The sequence below is a fragment of the Mycobacterium sp. genome (genome assembly GCF_032159565.1).
In the GTDB taxonomy this organism is placed as follows: Bacteria; Actinomycetota; Actinomycetes; order Mycobacteriales; family Mycobacteriaceae; genus Mycobacterium.
Genome location: NZ_JAVHWR010000139.1, coordinates 12,485 through 26,926, shown reverse-complemented (window position 1 = coordinate 26,926; position 14,442 = coordinate 12,485). Strand labels below are relative to the sequence as shown.

The 14,442-nt window shown below is 66.0% G+C and carries 16 protein-coding genes and 1 pseudogene; 7 read left to right on the top strand and 10 right to left on the bottom strand.

Going from position 1 to position 14,442, the window contains the following annotated elements; all coding sequences use genetic code 11:
• Positions 1-38: 38 nt before the first annotated feature.
• Positions 39-1,105, top strand: a pseudogene (locus tag QOC76_RS18825) (HNH endonuclease signature motif containing protein).
• 8 nt (positions 1,106-1,113) lie between these two features.
• Here the strand turns inward: QOC76_RS18825 and QOC76_RS18820 are convergent.
• Together QOC76_RS18820 and QOC76_RS18815 are read right to left on the bottom strand one after the other, a co-directional pair.
• Complete coding sequence (locus QOC76_RS18820; protein WP_526359118.1) at positions 1,114-2,139, bottom strand: sensor histidine kinase; 1,026 nt, start codon at positions 2,137-2,139, stop codon at positions 1,114-1,116.
• Positions 2,140-2,841: a response regulator transcription factor gene (locus tag QOC76_RS18815; RefSeq protein ID WP_526359116.1), complete on the bottom strand. Its 702-nt coding sequence runs from the start codon at positions 2,839-2,841 to the stop codon at positions 2,140-2,142.
• Between the two features lie 102 nt (positions 2,842-2,943).
• Between QOC76_RS18815 and QOC76_RS18810 the strand changes: the two genes are divergently transcribed.
• The 3 genes from QOC76_RS18810 to QOC76_RS18800 are packed head-to-tail and all read left to right on the top strand — an operon-like array spanning position 2,944 to position 4,891.
• On the top strand, positions 2,944-3,600 hold the full coding sequence (locus QOC76_RS18810) for a glycosyltransferase family 2 protein (RefSeq protein WP_526359114.1): 657 nt from the start codon (positions 2,944-2,946) through the stop codon (positions 3,598-3,600).
• Positions 3,597-4,262, top strand: a complete 666-nt coding sequence (locus QOC76_RS18805; RefSeq protein WP_526359112.1) for a TIGR04282 family arsenosugar biosynthesis glycosyltransferase — start codon at positions 3,597-3,599, stop codon at positions 4,260-4,262. The genes QOC76_RS18810 and QOC76_RS18805 overlap by 4 nt, the downstream gene beginning before the upstream one ends.
• A gap of 2 nt (positions 4,263-4,264) precedes the next feature.
• Entirely contained in the window at positions 4,265-4,891 is a 627-nt protein-coding gene (locus QOC76_RS18800; protein ID WP_526359110.1) for a methyltransferase domain-containing protein, read from the top strand.
• Here the strand turns inward: QOC76_RS18800 and QOC76_RS18795 are convergent.
• The 3 genes from QOC76_RS18795 to QOC76_RS18785 form a co-directional block, all read right to left on the bottom strand.
• Positions 4,875-5,384, bottom strand: coding sequence for a hypothetical protein (locus tag QOC76_RS18795; protein ID WP_526359108.1), 510 nt, complete (start codon positions 5,382-5,384; stop codon positions 4,875-4,877). The genes QOC76_RS18800 and QOC76_RS18795 overlap by 17 nt on opposite strands.
• Position 5,385: 1 nt before the next feature.
• A complete protein-coding gene (locus tag QOC76_RS18790; protein WP_526359106.1) occupies positions 5,386-6,726 on the bottom strand; it encodes a molybdopterin-dependent oxidoreductase in 1,341 nt (446 codons plus the stop codon).
• Positions 6,727-6,890: 164 nt separating this feature from the next.
• Entirely contained in the window at positions 6,891-8,246 is a 1,356-nt protein-coding gene (locus tag QOC76_RS18785) for a hypothetical protein (RefSeq protein WP_526359104.1), read from the bottom strand.
• A 172-nt stretch (positions 8,247-8,418) separates the two neighbouring features.
• Here QOC76_RS18785 and QOC76_RS18780 point away from each other — a divergent pair, with 172 nt between their 5' ends.
• Positions 8,419-9,006: a TetR/AcrR family transcriptional regulator gene (locus tag QOC76_RS18780; RefSeq protein WP_526359102.1), complete on the top strand. Its 588-nt coding sequence runs from the start codon at positions 8,419-8,421 to the stop codon at positions 9,004-9,006.
• 74 nt (positions 9,007-9,080) lie between these two features.
• Positions 9,081-9,842 carry an SDR family NAD(P)-dependent oxidoreductase gene (locus QOC76_RS18775; protein ID WP_526359100.1) on the top strand — a complete coding sequence of 254 codons (762 nt, stop codon included), beginning with the start codon at positions 9,081-9,083 and terminating at the stop codon, positions 9,840-9,842.
• On the opposite strand, the gene QOC76_RS18770 is transcribed toward QOC76_RS18775, so the two are convergent.
• Genes QOC76_RS18770 through QOC76_RS18760 form a run of 3 tightly spaced genes read right to left on the bottom strand, consistent with a single transcriptional unit; the run spans position 9,829 to position 12,318 of the window.
• On the bottom strand, positions 9,829-11,292 hold the full coding sequence (locus QOC76_RS18770; RefSeq protein ID WP_526359098.1) for a lipase maturation factor family protein: 1,464 nt from the start codon (positions 11,290-11,292) through the stop codon (positions 9,829-9,831). The genes QOC76_RS18775 and QOC76_RS18770 overlap by 14 nt on opposite strands.
• Positions 11,293-11,314: 22 nt before the next feature.
• The gene (locus tag QOC76_RS18765; RefSeq protein WP_526359096.1) at positions 11,315-11,653 is read right to left on the bottom strand and encodes a hypothetical protein; all 339 of its coding nucleotides are present in this window, start codon (positions 11,651-11,653) and stop codon (positions 11,315-11,317) included.
• Between the two features lie 50 nt (positions 11,654-11,703).
• Positions 11,704-12,318 carry a pyridoxamine 5'-phosphate oxidase family protein gene (locus QOC76_RS18760; protein WP_526359094.1) on the bottom strand — a complete coding sequence of 205 codons (615 nt, stop codon included), beginning with the start codon at positions 12,316-12,318 and terminating at the stop codon, positions 11,704-11,706.
• Positions 12,319-12,464: 146 nt separating this feature from the next.
• Here QOC76_RS18760 and QOC76_RS18755 point away from each other — a divergent pair, with 146 nt between their 5' ends.
• A complete protein-coding gene (locus tag QOC76_RS18755; RefSeq protein WP_526359092.1) occupies positions 12,465-12,809 on the top strand; it encodes a DUF3140 domain-containing protein in 345 nt (114 codons plus the stop codon).
• Positions 12,810-12,822: 13 nt separating this feature from the next.
• On the opposite strand, the gene QOC76_RS18750 is transcribed toward QOC76_RS18755, so the two are convergent.
• Positions 12,823-13,335, bottom strand: coding sequence for a hypothetical protein (locus tag QOC76_RS18750; protein WP_526359090.1), 513 nt, complete (start codon positions 13,333-13,335; stop codon positions 12,823-12,825).
• A 14-nt stretch (positions 13,336-13,349) separates the two neighbouring features.
• Positions 13,350-14,438, bottom strand: a complete 1,089-nt coding sequence (gene menE, locus QOC76_RS18745) for an o-succinylbenzoate--CoA ligase (RefSeq protein WP_526359124.1) — start codon at positions 14,436-14,438, stop codon at positions 13,350-13,352.
• Positions 14,439-14,442: the final 4 nt, after the last annotated feature.

Genomic DNA, 14,442 nt, shown 5'->3' with positions numbered 1-14,442 from the left:
GCATCCGCGAGGCCGAAGATCTGGGCCCGCGTACCGCATTGTCCGGTGAACTTCTCGAGCCCCGGCTGCCAACCACCGCGACCGGTCAGGCCGCTGGGCTCATCGGCGCTGAGAACGTCAAGGTGATCCAGGCATTGTTCGCGAAGTTGCCCGGTGCCGTCGACTATCAGACCGCGAAGCGGCCGAGAGGGATCTGGGCAAGCTCGCCAGTGAGTTCGGACCCACCGAACTACGCGCTGCCGCCGATCATTTGGCTTACTTGCTCAACCAGGACGGCCCGGCTCCTACCGATGCCGACCGGGCGCGGCAACGCTACTTCGCCATGGGCAAGCAACAAGCAGACGGAATGACTCCAGTCCACGGACTGCTCGACCCAGAGGGCCGCGCGATTATGGAACCCGTCATGGCCACATGGGGAGCACCTGGGATGTGCAACCCCGACGACCAGAAGCCCTGCATTGATGGGGAACCATCCGATGCGGCCGCCCGATCCGACCTGCGAACCCAGCCCCAACGCAATCACGACGCACTCAAAGCCATCGGCCGTGCGGCGCTGGCGTCGGGCGAGCTCGGCCAGCACAACGGCTTGCCCGCCACCATCATCGTCTCCACCACGCTGAAGGAGCTCGAATCGGCCACGGGGCACGGGGTTACCGCCGGCGGGTCCCTGCTTCCGATGTCCGATGTCATCCGACTGGCCAGCTTCGCGATCCATTACCTGGTGATTTTCAAGGAGCACCTACGCGAACCGCTCTACCTCGGGCGCGCCAAACGGCTCGCCTCGCGAGGCCAACGGATCGTCCTCCACGCGCGCGACCGCGGCTGCACGTTCCCTGGCTGCACGGTGCCCGGCTACGGCTGCCAAGCCCACCACGCCAAGCGAGGTTGGGCCAAAGGCGGCCAGACCAATATCGACGAGGAAGTCCTCGCTTGCCCACCCCATAATCGCCTGGTCGAAGAAGGTGGCTGGGTTACTCGAATACGCGCCGACGGTCGCGTCGAATGGATCCCGCCGCCGCAGCTCGACAACGGCCAGGCTCGCGTCAACGACTACCACCACCCAGAGAATTACCTATTGTCCGACGCATCCGACGACGACAACTAAGACGATGGTCAGTCGCTGGCCAGCGGCAGCCGAACCTCGAAGCGGGCACCGTTGTCGAGGTTGCGCGCCGACAGCGTGCCCCGATGCGCCTGCACGAGACCGGCCGCGATGGCCAGCCCAAGGCCGGACCCGCTGGGCAGTGAGGCGTCGGACCGCGGCACCCGGTCATTCGATCCCCGGTAGGCGACGTCGAAGACCCGCGGCAGGTCAACCTCGTCGATACCGACACCGGTGTCGTCGACGCGCGCCCACGCGCCGTTCTCGTCGGAGCCCAGCGCCAGTTCGACCTTGCCGCCCTCCGGCGTGTGGGCGATCGCATTGGCAACGAGATTCGACAGCACCCGCACCAGCGCTCGGTCGCTTCCGACGACCCGAACCGGCTCGGGAGGTAAGTCCGCCGTCAGCACAACGCCGGCCCGCTCTGCCGCGATGCGATGCGCCGACATCACATCGTCGACGACCTCGTCGAGCGCCACCTTGTCGTAGGCGGGTTGGATCGCGCCGGCGTTGATCTTCGACATCTCGAAGAGGTCGTCGACCATCTCGGACAGTCGGATCGACTCCTGCTCAATGTGTTTGGCGTGAATGCGAACCTCGTCGTCGGGGACCACGCCGTCGGCGATGGCCTCAGAGACGGCGCGGATGCCGGCAAGCGGCGTGCGCAGATCGTGACTGACGAACGCGACCAGCCGTCGTCGCGAATGTTCGGCGGAGCGCTCCGAATCGCGGATCTCCTGCTCCCATACCGTGCGACGGGCTTGGAAGCGAGCCATCATGATGGCGGCGGGGATCGTCACGATCGACACGATCACCAGCACGACGGCCGTCCGCTCGAATGTCTCGGTCACCATGAACCCGCTGGCGCCCAGCACGCCGGTGAACGTCGCGATCGTCGGAATCAGAACCAGCGCAACCATGCTGACCGCCAGCGACCAGGACCGGGCCAACCGGATGATCAGCGCGCCTGCCAGCACCACCGGGACCGAGCAGGCGAGCGCCCACCCGACGATCTCCCAGAAATCAATCGTCGGCATCTACATTGTCTGCTCTTCGTGCGGACGCTCATCGCTGCTCCACAGATACCCGCGACCCCACACCGTCTGCACGCGGTGTTGGTCGCCGAGCTTGGACCGCAATCGCTTGACATGCACGGTCACCGTGGAGAGATCGCCGAAGTCCCACCGCCACACCTGCTTGAGAAGCTCCTCGCGGGAGAACACGGTGTCGGCGTGGGTCATGAAGAACAGCAGCAGTTCGAATTCGCGGTTGGTCAGGCTGACCGGTTCGGCGCGGACCGTCACTGACCGTGACGCCGTGGAGACGGTCAATTCACCGACCGTCAGCTCGACCGCAGACACGCCAACCGGTGCGGGAGTCCGCCGCAGCACGGAGCGCACCCGCAACGCGAGTTCGCGCGGGCTGAACGGCTTGGTCAGGTAGTCGTCGGCACCGGCTTCCAGCCCGGCGATCCGGTCGTCTTCCTCGCCGAGCGCTGTCAGCAGGATGACCGGGACGGTGTGGTCGCCGCGTTGGCGCAGGCTGCGACACAGCGCCAGGCCGTCCGGGCCGGGCATCATCACGTCCAGCACTGCCACATCGATGCGCTGGGTGCCCAGCAGCCGCAACGCCTCGTTGCCGTCGCGCGCGATGGCGACTTCGAGTCCGTCGCGTTCCAGGTAGCGGCGCACGACATCACGCACGACGGTGTCGTCGTCGGCAATCAGCACGCGCGTCACCCTCAGAGGTTAGCTGTGTGCACCCACTACCAGGAGCTATGTCATCCTTTTGTCACGGTTCGCCATGGCAGCGGTTATGCGGCTGGCCTAGCGTCCATAGGTATGCCCGACGCCACCGTCACTGTGGTCCTGCCCTGTCTCAACGAGGCGGCCTCTTTGCCAGGGGTGCTGGCCGTACTGCCGAGTGGGTATAGAGCACTGGTGGTCGACAACAACAGCACGGACGGCACCGCCGAGGTGGCGCGCCTGCACGGGGCTGACGTGGTCACCGAAAGCCGTCCCGGCTACGGGTCGGCGGTGCACGCTGGGGTACAGGCGGCGACGACGCCGATCGTTGCTGTCGTCGATGCCGACGGCTCGCTGGATCCCGCGGATCTTCCCGCGTTGGTCGATGAACTCGACCACGGCGCCGACATGGCGATAGGTCGACGGCGCCCGGTGCCCGGCCTGCGCTGGCCGTGGCATGCGCGCCTGGGGACCGCGGCAGTGTGCTGGCGGCTGCGCACCCGCTACGGGTTGCTTGTGCATGACATCGCACCGATGCGCGTCGCCCACCGCGACCCGTTGCTCGCTCTCGGCATCACCGACCGCCGCGCCGGATACCCGGTCGAATTGATGGTGCGTGCGGCCAAGGCGGGCTGGACGGTCGTCGAACGCGACGTGCCCTATGGGCCACGCACCGGCGGGAAGTCGAAGGTAAGCGGTTCGCTTCGCGGAAGCGTTCATGCGGGACTGGACTTCTGGCGAGCGATTTCATGATCCCCGTGACATTGGTGGTGATTGCAAAGGCGCCGGTGGCCGGTCAGGCCAAGACCCGGCTGGCAAAGACCGTCGGCGACCAGGCGGCGGCTGACATTGCGGCCGCGACGTTGTTGGACACGCTGGACGCCGTCGAAGCGACGCCCGTGCAAGCCAGGGTGGTGGCGCTGACCGGGGACATGGGCCGGGCCAGCAGCAGCGCCGAAATCCGTTCGCGCCTGGACGCTTTGCAAATGGTGGAGCAACGCGGCGACGATTTCTCGGCGCGGTTGGCCAACGCGATCGTCGATGCTGGCTCGACGGCCGGTCCTCGTCCCGTGCTGTTGATCGCCTCGGACACGCCGCAAGTGACCGCGAGTCTGCTCACGGAGTGTGCACAGGCCCTGCTGGAAACGGACGTCGTGTTCGGCTTGGCCCATGACGGCGGCTGGTGGGTGCTCGGGGTGACCGATCCCGCGATGGCCGACTGCTTGAACGCCATCCCGACTTCGCGATCGGACACAGGTCCTGCCACCTTGGAGGCGCTGCGCGGCAGGGGGTTCAGTGTGAAACTGGTTGCCGAGTTGTCAGACGTCGACACCATCGACGACGTCGAGATCGTGCGCACCGACTGCGCACCCGACAGCCGGTTCGTGCGCGCGATCAAGGTTGCGGGGCTGTAGACATGATGGGGAACCTCTACGAACGCGCGCTTGACGGTGAGCGCTGTTGGATCCGCTATGACGACGGCGAAGTTCGCAAGCTACCGGTGCGAACGTGGATGGGCGGCCGTCACGCCGATGAGGATTTCGACAAAGCGGTCGTCGGCATGTGCGAAGGGCCGACCATCGATTTGGGTTGCGGGCCAGGACGACTGGTCGCAGCACTCATCCGCCGCGGCATACCGGCACTGGGTGTCGACCAGTCACCGACTGCCGTGGCGCTGGCTCATCGCAACGGAGCACTGGCCCTTCGTCGGGACTTGTTCGACACCCTTCCGGCGACTGGTCGTTGGCAGACGGCACTACTGGCCGATGGCAACGTCGGACTGGGCGGGGACCCGCGCCGGGTCCTGTGCCGGGCCGCCGAGCTGTTGCGTCCGGGTGGCCGATGCATAGCCGAATTCGACACGGACACAATCGGTGTGCAATCGGGCATGGTGCGACTTGAATCTTCGCATACCGTCGGGCCGTGGTTTCGCTGGGCTGCGGTGGGTATCGATTATGCCGCCACCCTCGCGGAGGAGGCCGGCTTGGCGATGATTGAAATCCATCGGGTCGGCAAGCGTGTGGTCGCTACTCTCGCGGCGTAGGTGCCGAGCGGGAGGCCGTCACCAACCGGACGGCGTAACACGCGGCGCTGACCGCGAACATCGCCGCGGTCAGCAACAGCCACCGGCCGAGGTACGGCTCTTGCGTCAGGCCGGTGGCGGCCGTGAACGCCGGACCGCCTTGCTCGATGATTCCCGGCAGAAACACCAACAGGGTCAGGGCCGCTGCCATAGTGGGCACTCGAATGTAGTTCAGCACCGGGACGCTCGGTCCGGCCTTCCGCTCGAAGCGGTTACCGAACAGCAGAATTCGGTCGGCAACCGCGTACATCGGGAACAGCACGAGGTCGTGGGCCAGGATGGCCGCCGCAAACCACACCGCTATCGAGTGCCACCAGGTGTTGGTATTCCACAGTGCCGCCGGCTTGATGGTGATCACGACATAGCCGAGTAGGGCGAAGCCGACGATGAGCGTCAACAGATGCAGTGGCTGCGCACCATAGATGTGGCGGAACCGAGCCAGTGCCGAGCGCACGTCAGCCCGCCCTGAAGTCGATGGAGGCGACCCACTTGGTGTTGTGCACGCCTGGCAGGCCGGGAACGATGATGCGCGCCGGATAGCCATGGTCGGGTGAAAGGTCGGCATCGTTCACGCGCAGGGCCAGAAGGGCATCCGGATGAACGACCTGATTCGCCTGCAGCGTCGCGCGATTGAATCCGCCACGGCGTTCGATCGATCGCACGAAAGCCGACGCGGGGTCCGGGACGCCGGCCAGTCGGGCGAGATCGGCCAGCGCCACTCCGGACCACGTCTCGGTGGCCGACCAGCCCTCGACGCAGGCAATCGGAAGCCGTGCGGCGTGCTGCGGCATCGCAGTCAGCGCGGCGCGGTCGAGAACGACAGGAGAGCCGCCGCCTGTCAGTGTGAGTCGCCACCGGTCACCGGTCAGGTCGGGCGATATCCCTGCAGCGAAAGCCGTTCTGTTGATCTGGAAGTCGTTGGGGCCGTCACCGTGTGTGCGGCCACGGGGAAGCAGCAGAGCCGCCCTGCGGGTGACGCCGCCGAAGGTCTGCCCCGCCGTGATGACCGCCATGAACAGCGCCCCGCCGCCGACCAGCGCGAGCGCTCCCCGGCGGCTGATCGTCGCAGCGCCCGGGTGTTCGGCCGCCAAGCCGTCCGGCTGGTAGGGCTCGGGGACGGTATCGGTTCGGCTGGTGCGCAGTACGTCTCGAATGGACATGGACCGCAGGCCCGTCCACATCCGCGGAATCTTGATCGCGATGTGCATGAGGAAGCCGGCGATGAAGACCCATGCGCCGTAGTAGTGGGCGGTGTAGAAGCTGAACCCGAAGATATAGTCATACTGGATGTTCAGCACGCCGGTGATGATCTCGAAGAGAATTCCGCCGACCAGCATCAGCAACGAAATGCGTTCCAGCGCTTGCGCTATCGACCGCGCCGGTGGCCAAACGAACAGCCGGGGGATGACCGACCAGAGCTTGGCGAGCACGACCGGGATCAGGATCAGGCCGAGTCCCACGTGTAGTCCCTGGTTGAGCCGGTAGATCCAGGCGGGCTCGGCCGGCCAGTCGAAGGTGGGCAGCTTCAACCAGCCGACGTCGCCGGGAATGGCCTGCCCGAACTGCGGACCGTAGGCAATGTAGGAAAGCAGGCCGGTGATGATCACGATCGGCAGTGTGATCAGCAGTACCGAGCCGAACGCCGAGGTCAGCCACAGCCCACGCAAGGGACTGCGCCATCGCGTCATGGGCTTGAGCCCCGGCGGTGGGTGCTCGTCGAGTCCGCGCCACAGCCGCGAAGGGAATCCGTAGCCACCCTCGTCCGATGGCGGGTCGGCCGGCGGCGAACTCGTCATTTCGCCAGTATCTCCGGGTGTCGGGCCGCCCAGTCGAAAACGGCCACGTCGGACCCCGGAGTGTCACCGATTCGTCATGCCGACGTGCGCGTCGCGCCTGGCTGGGAAACGTCACTCGATCCTGACGGCCCCAGCCGATCAGCGCCGAGCCCTGTGAGGTGCCCCTACCAATTGGTCAATATGAAGCTGTTCAGCGCGATGGTGCCGATCACGTTGAGGCCCAGCCAGAAGCGATGTGATTGTTGCGGAAGCAGTGCGGGCGCGGCGGCCAGCCACATGGTGAACGGCAGCCAGATCCGCTCCGTCTCCGCCTTGCTCAACATGCTCAGGTCGGCGCATACGATCGCCAGCAGCGCCGCCAGCACCAGCACACGCAGGCCGGGGGCTCTGCGGATGGCGGGTATATCGAATGCCCGGGCGATGCCCGCCACGCTGCCGAGCCCGATCGCGCACACCACGGACGCGAAGTTGGCCCACGACCAGTACTGGAACGGTCTGTCCAGGGCGATGCCCTGCCAATAGCGTTCCTGCACAGCCTGATAGCCGTCGAACCACCAGAAGCCGAACGCAAGGAAGATGCCGACCACGAACCCGGCCATCAGTGCGGCGGGAACCAACGTCCGCAGCGCCGTATTCCAGTCGACGGCCGTGATCAACACCGCCAGTGCCAGGAACGCGATCAGCATGAGGCCGTAGTTGAGGAATATCGCCCATCCCAACAGCACACCGGCACCGCCTGCGACCAGCAGCGGCACCCGCACCTTCTGCTTCACCGCCAGTGCCAACAACGCGATGCCCCACGCCGCGACCCCCGCGAAGTAACCGTCGGCCGACACGGCAACCCAGACTGCCGTCGGTGCGACCGCAACGAACGGCGCGACGAGCCGGGCGGTTTCTTCGTCGGCGACGGCGCGCACCGCGACGATGATCGCGGCGGCTGCGCTCGATCCGACGATCAGGCACAACAGGGCCGCCCATGCACCGCCGCTCAGGCCGATGCGATCCAGCCAGACGAACGTCAGCAAGGCCCCCGGTGGATGGCCTGATACATGGGTGATCCAGGAATCGGGCTGATAGTCCAGGATCCGGCGGGAGAAGCTGCTGAGCGCCTCGGGGATGTCGGTGATGGTCGGCACCTGGCGGAGGTATTCGTGCCGGGCGCTCAGCCGGCCTGCGAAACCGCGTTGCCAGCCATCGATCATGGCCAGGGAGAACGCCCACAGGCACGACGTCGCCCACGTCGCAAGCGTCAGCGCGCGCCACGGCAGCCGCTGCGCGATGGTCGGTCCCCACAGCACCGTGGCCGCGCCGATGAGGATGGCGGGCGCGGTGCCCCACCCGACGTGGGCATTCCACCATCCGAAGATCGGGGCCGTGCCGGCGAAGTCGCGGAAACGTTGGGGCGTGGCGTGGATCAGCGGCGTCACGATGCCGAGGTGCAGGTGCGGGACAACGAACGCCGCCACCACCAGCAGGACGGCCATGATCACCGCCACCGTCTCTTTCCGGCCGACCCGCATTCACGCCAGCGTAGGGGCAGGCGGGCAAATACGGTCGCCCTACCGGCTATGGGTGGAAGGCGAGGCGTTCAGACCGCTCTGCCGGCGCGCGACTGGCCGACGCGGCAGAAGAGGGAGGTGAGGTCATAAAAGATACGGAACAATCGGTCCATAACTTGGGTACTGTGTAGTCATGGCGCGTCCCCGCAAGTTCGACGAAGGCGACGTCGTCGCCGCCGTTCGCGACGAGTTCTGGAACCGCGGATACGCCGCGACGTCGGTCGATGACCTTTCGGCCGCAACCGGATTGGGCAAAGGCAGCCTCTACGGCGCCTTCGGCGACAAGCACTCCCTTTACCTGCGTGCACTCGATGACTACATCGCGTCATCGCTCGACGACGTCCGGGTCAGCCTGCGCGATCCGCGGTACAGCGCCTACGACCGGCTTTCGCGTCATATCCGCGGTCAGGTCAAGGCGATCGTCGCAGACACCGCCAGGCGCGGGTGCCTGATGGCCAAGAGCGCCGCGGAGCTCGGCGCCGACGACACCGTCGAGTCGAGGGTGCAGCGGGCCTATTCAGCCTGGCGGGACGAACTTGCCGCGTGCATCAAGGAAGCCCAGCGAGACGGGGCGATCGCCGCCGAGCAGAACCCTCGCGCGCTGGCGAGCACGCTGTTGGCCTTCTTGCGGGGCCAGGAAGCCCTGCACAAGGGCGGGGCCAGGCCCGCACAGCTGAAGGCGGCCGCCGACGAAATGGTGTCTTTGATTCCCACGGGCTAGCGCGGAATAGATCAGCGGTTGCGAGTGTCTCTAGTTTTTGACCGAATGGTACAGAACTAGAGGAAGGCACCACAATGGGACTTCTCACGGGAAAGACGGCAGTCATCACCGGAGGCAGCGCCGGAATCGGCTTCGCCACCGCCAAACGATTCGTCGACGAGGGCGCATACGTGTTCATCACCGGACGCCGACAGGCCGAACTCGAGGCGGCGGTGAAGGAACTCGGTGACAACGCCACCGGCGTACAGGGCGACGTGAGTAGGCGCGAAGATGTCGACCGGCTGTATCAGGTCGTCGCCGACAACGGTCGTCGCATCGACGTCGTGTTCGCCAACGCGGCGATCCTCGAGGTTGCACGCGTCGGCGAGATCACCGAGGAGCAGCTGGACTATCAGCTGGGCGTCGACTTCAAGGGCGTCGTGTTCACGGTGCAGCAGGCCCTCCCGCTGTTCAACGACGGTGGATCGATCATCCTGAATGCGTCCACAACCGCCGGCAGGGCCGCCGACGGAATCAGCGTTTACGGGGCGATCAAGGCGGGCATCCGCTCTCTCGCCCGCACCTGGGCAAGTGAGCTGCGGGACCGCAAGATTCGCGTCAACGCGGTGAGCCCGGGCGCCACGGATACGCCAGGGATCGACACGCTCGCGCGCATGCTGTTCTCGGGGCCCAATGCCGAGGAGCAGTTCGAGGAGTATCAGCGCAGCATCGTTCCGATGGGACGCTACGGAACGCCCGACGAGGTTGCCAACGCCGTGCTGTTCTTGGCGTCGGACTTGAGCAGCTTCACCACAGGCGCCGACATCCCGGTCGACGGCGGTATCAACCAGATCTGAACCGTCGGCTCAGATAGCTCGCCTCGTCGAGTGACAGCGGCGCAAGGTATTCACCGATGCGCTGGCGCTGCCACCAGACGCCCTCGGATCTCAGTTCATGCGCCGTGCTGAACCGGTAGCGGTACAGCGTCGCCCGTATCTGGACGGGCGGAGTATCGGGGAACGGGTTGGTCCGCAAAAGACGGACGATCGAGGGTTCGTTGGTCAGCAGCCCGCGACACAACGGTATCAACCAGGTCTGCGCGTAGGCCGGTGAGATCGGCAGGAACCACATCAGCCAGTCGAGCCGCAGGTGATACGGACTCCACTGCCGCGGCAGTCGCTTCACGTCACCCGGCTTGCCTCTGAATTCGTATTCGGCCCAGACTGTTTCGGCGGTGACGTCGGAGGACGAGGTGCCCTCGAGGATCACTTCTTCCCGGGTGCGGTTGATGCTGCCGAAGGCGCCGTAGGTGTTGACCATGTGCAGCGGGTCGTACGCGCTGTTCATGCGTTGTCTGCGGGAGATCAGGTTGCGGGCCGGATACCAGCTGCGCGCGACCACGAGCGCGGTGAAGGCGATCACAAGTGCCGCGTACCAATATGGTTGAGTCGCAGGCATACCCGTCGGCGAAGAAATGCCGAGCATCGTCGTCAGCGACCCGGTGTCGATCACACTGACGGCCAGCACGATCGTCAGCCAGTTCAGCCAGGCGAAGTTGCCCGACAGCACCAGCCAGAACTGCGTGACCGCGATGATCGTCGCGGCGGCACTGGCGATCGGCGCAGGTGCGAACAACCCGAACGGGACGATCAGCTGGGCGACGTGATTGCCTGCCGCCTCCATCCGGTGAAATGGCCGCGGCAAATGGTGAAAGAACCAGCTGAGCGGACCTGGCATCGGTTGCGTTTCGTGGTGGTAGTCGAGACAGGTCAATTGGCGCCAACAACGGTCACCGCGCAGCTTGATCAGGCCGGCGCCGAACTCGACGCGGAACAGCAGCCAGCGGGTCAGCCACATCACGAGTGCGGGTGGGCCGACATCGTCGTTGCCGACGAAGACCACCAGCAGGCCTGCCTCCAGCAGCAGCGATTCCCACCCGAACGAGTACCAGATCTGGCCGACGTTGACGATGGACAGGTACAGCCCCCACAACAGCAGCCACAGCAGACACGCCGCCCATACCGGAACGGCGTCGGCCAGGCCCGCCGCTATCGCGGCTGAGATCGTCGCACCGGCCCAGCAGACGGACGTGAAGAAAGCGTCGGAGTAGTGCAGATGGAACAGGCTCGGGGTAGTTCGAAATGACCGATGCGCAAGATAATTAGGCACCGGCAGCATCCCGCGCTCACCGATCAGGCCGCGGAACTGTCGAGCCGCGCACACGAACGCCACGACGTACACAGCAGCGACGCCGCGCTCCAAAACCAGCCTGCCCCACCACCATTGCGGGGCTGTCAGCCAATCCACCGGTCATGCTCCCATGAGGAGCCTATCCCCCGAACGTGACGGCGAGGATGAGGAAGCCGATAACGAGCAGCACCCATGCGATCGCCGGTACCGCCCACCCGCGCGGCCGTCGCGCCGTGAACGAGGAGATCACGATGGCGGCCCCCGCCACCACCGGCGCCCCGTACGTGATCAGCCCGTAGAGGAAATTTCCTGGCCCGGTGTTTGCGCAGGCGCGGTCGCTGCATCCCGCGGTGCCCATCACCCGCATGAAGGAGTAGGCCTCGACGAGGAGCGCGCCGATGATCGTCGACAGCGCGAGGCCCCAATTGACCACCATCTGCTTGCGCGATACCCGCGCCTGGGATTCCGGCGTCGTCATAGCTGGCGAAGTACCCGCAAGTCAGGTGCCCAAACACCGGTGCGACGCGACTAGTAGAGGATCTTTCGCATGTGGTCCTCGCTGTAATACTTCTCCAGCTCCTCGAGGCTCATGTCCTTCTTGATCGCCCTGGCCAGCTGCGCGACGCTGGGCACCGCGGTCGGCTTCCAGCTGTCCGGATTCCAGGCGTCGGACCGCAGGAATGCCTTGCCGCAGTGGAAGAACACTTCTTCGACGTCGACCTCCAGCGCCAGAATGGGACGCTTGCCGGCCACCACCATCGCGTCGAAGTAGTCGGCGTCGGCGAGAATGCGTGCGGTTCCGTTGATCCGCAGCGTGTCTCCCCGGCCGGGAATCATGCACAGCATCCCCACGTGGGCCCGCGCAAGCACGTTGAGATAGCCGTCCACCCGCTTGTTTCCCGGCCGTTCCGGGATGGCGATCGTGGTGTCGTCGATGACGCGCACAAAGCCCGCCGGGTCACCCTTCGGCGAGACGTCGACGCGACCCTGCGCATCGGTCGTCGCCACGAAGGCCAGCGGAGAGTGCGCCAACCAGTCCTGCTGCGCGGCGGAAAGCCGCGTGCCGACCTTGTTGGCGGCAGCAGCGTTCGGGTGGCCGACGATCGACCGCAGCTCGTCGATGGTGGTGACTTCGCGACGCATGGCTACATCATGCTCGACTGAAGTTCATTTCTGCGACGCCATTAAATGCAACACTGCGCCGATGACCGACCTCGGTAGCGCCACCTGCGGCGGTGATTAGCCCGTCGGCAGGCGGGTAGTCGATGGGCGTTTGGAGGGTAAGTGTCATGGCCAAGCATGTCGAGGTCGATCCGGCGCTGTGGGAGGAGTTCCACCGCGTCGTCAACATGACGTCACGCGAACTGGTGGACTGGTTGCGCACCCGGTCGGCGGGGGAGGAGTCCGAGGAGTTCGCCGACCAGGCCGGCTCGCAGACCGGCCGCCACGTCGTCCAGATACTGGGCAAGCGGCGCGTCGACCTGACGGCCGACGACGAGCGCATCATGCGCAAGGTCGTCGACAGGGTTCACGCCGAACGTAGCGTGGACATGGAGCCGACGGCCGGCGACGAGGCGTGGCGGCACCGCATGATGACGATCGGGCACGACCCGCTGAAGCCGGTTCGCTCCTAGGGCTCTCGACGCTTCACAGGGGTTCGCACGTCGGCGACAACTCCGAGAAGTGCACCGCCGGCATCCCGTCAACGGTCACGAAATCGGTTCCGGGAGACCACGTCGTGTCCGGCGTGATCCATGGTGGCGCACCCTTGGGGTAGGCGATCGTCAGGTCGCTGTAGAACTTGACGTCCTGCGGGCACGAGGCGCTCGGTGACGACACCGGATTCCACGCATGCACGACGATGGGGTTGACGAGCGTCGCGCCCTGAGCGCAGTTGGGTTGGCACTCGACAGAGCTGTCTGTACCCGTTCCCCGTGCTCCGCCGGCTCCCCATGTGCTCCACGCCATGTCCCCCATGACGCCGGTGTTGTCGCAGTTGTACGCGAACGACGCGGGGCGCTGCTGCGGGGGCTGACCGGGGTCGTAACACTTGCCGATCGCATAAGTGGTGGTGTCCTGCTGCGCAGGATCCGCTGAGGCGGGCGCTGACGCAGCGAAGACGGCGACTGCACTTGCGGCGATCGCGAGGGTACGAATCATTTCCGGATGCTAGCTCAGCCGCTGAAGTCGGCGATCAGCCTCCGCCGGTCCACCTTGCCGATGCCGCGCCGCGGCAGTTCATCGACGACGTGCACCTCGCGGGGTGCAGCCGTCGGATCGAGCATCGTCTTGACGTGGGTGCGTAGTTCGTCCAGCGTCGGCGGCGGATAACCGCCGGCTGCCACGATGGCCGCGACCACGCGCTGGCCCAGCCGGTCGTCGGGCACACCGAAGACCGCGCAGTCGGCGACCCGGGGGTGCGATGCCAACGCGTTCTCGACAAGCTGCGGGAACACGGTCAATCCGCCGGTGCTGATCGCCTCGTCGGTCCTGCCGAGAACTCGTAACTTTCCCGAATTGTCGACAGTGCCAACGTCATCGGTGACGAACCAGCCGGGCTCCCGGAATGGGTCATCGTTGGACGGATTGCGATAGCCCTTGGCGAGGGTGGCGCCCCCGAGGGCGATCCGACCGTCGAGGTCGATGCGGACATCGACTCCTTGCAAGGGCGCGCCGTCGTACACACAGCCGCCTGCCGTCTCGCTCATACCGTATGTCCGCACCACCGAAATTCCAGCCGCCGCGGCCTTTTCAGCGATACGGGCGGGCGTCGGGCCGCCGCCGATCAGGATTGCATCCATCTCCGCCAGCGCCGCGCGGGCCGACGCGTCGCACAGCGCCTTGTCCAGTTGAGCGGCCACCATCGACGCGTAGCGTCGGCCGGACCCCATCGCGGAAACCGCAGCGGGCAGTTCGGCCGCATCGAAGCGAGCGGAGAGCGCGACGGGTGCAAGGCCCGCAATCACGCTGCGCACCAACACCTGTAGGCCGGCGACGTGATGGGCAGGCAACGCGAGTAGCCATCGTCCCGCCCCGCCGAGGCGCTGGTGCGTGGCATCCGCGCTGGCGGTGAGCGCAGCCCTGGTCAGCATCGCACCCTTCGGGGTGCCAGTTGTGCCCGACGTCGACACGACGACAGCCACGTCATCGTCGATCTCTTCGCCGGCTCGCAAAGACGTTGTCAGGAGCCGTGTTTGGCGCTCATCGTCGGCGGGAACCGGCAGCATCGCGGAACCGGTGCCTGCGAGCGTGGCCTCCACCATGGGC

Excerpts from the sequence above, each read along its gene's own strand:
- QOC76_RS18820 (WP_526359118.1), bottom strand. The coding sequence starts at position 2,139 with ATGCCGACGATTGATTTCTGGGAGATCGTCGGGTGGGCGCTCGCCTGC.
- QOC76_RS18810 (WP_526359114.1), top strand. The coding sequence starts at position 2,944 with ATGCCCGACGCCACCGTCACTGTGGTCCTGCCCTGTCTCAACGAGGCG.
- QOC76_RS18805 (WP_526359112.1), top strand. The coding sequence starts at position 3,597 with ATGATCCCCGTGACATTGGTGGTGATTGCAAAGGCGCCGGTGGCCGGT.
- QOC76_RS18800 (WP_526359110.1), top strand. The coding sequence starts at position 4,265 with ATGATGGGGAACCTCTACGAACGCGCGCTTGACGGTGAGCGCTGTTGG.
- QOC76_RS18790 (WP_526359106.1), bottom strand. The coding sequence starts at position 6,726 with ATGACGAGTTCGCCGCCGGCCGACCCGCCATCGGACGAGGGTGGCTAC.
- QOC76_RS18785 (WP_526359104.1), bottom strand. The coding sequence starts at position 8,246 with ATGCGGGTCGGCCGGAAAGAGACGGTGGCGGTGATCATGGCCGTCCTG.
- QOC76_RS18780 (WP_526359102.1), top strand. The coding sequence starts at position 8,419 with ATGGCGCGTCCCCGCAAGTTCGACGAAGGCGACGTCGTCGCCGCCGTT.
- QOC76_RS18775 (WP_526359100.1), top strand. The coding sequence starts at position 9,081 with ATGGGACTTCTCACGGGAAAGACGGCAGTCATCACCGGAGGCAGCGCC.
- QOC76_RS18765 (WP_526359096.1), bottom strand. The coding sequence starts at position 11,653 with ATGACGACGCCGGAATCCCAGGCGCGGGTATCGCGCAAGCAGATGGTG.
- QOC76_RS18760 (WP_526359094.1), bottom strand. The coding sequence starts at position 12,318 with ATGCGTCGCGAAGTCACCACCATCGACGAGCTGCGGTCGATCGTCGGC.
- QOC76_RS18755 (WP_526359092.1), top strand. The coding sequence starts at position 12,465 with ATGGCCAAGCATGTCGAGGTCGATCCGGCGCTGTGGGAGGAGTTCCAC.
- QOC76_RS18750 (WP_526359090.1), bottom strand. The coding sequence starts at position 13,335 with ATGATTCGTACCCTCGCGATCGCCGCAAGTGCAGTCGCCGTCTTCGCT.
- menE (WP_526359124.1), bottom strand. The coding sequence starts at position 14,438 with ATGGTGGAGGCCACGCTCGCAGGCACCGGTTCCGCGATGCTGCCGGTT.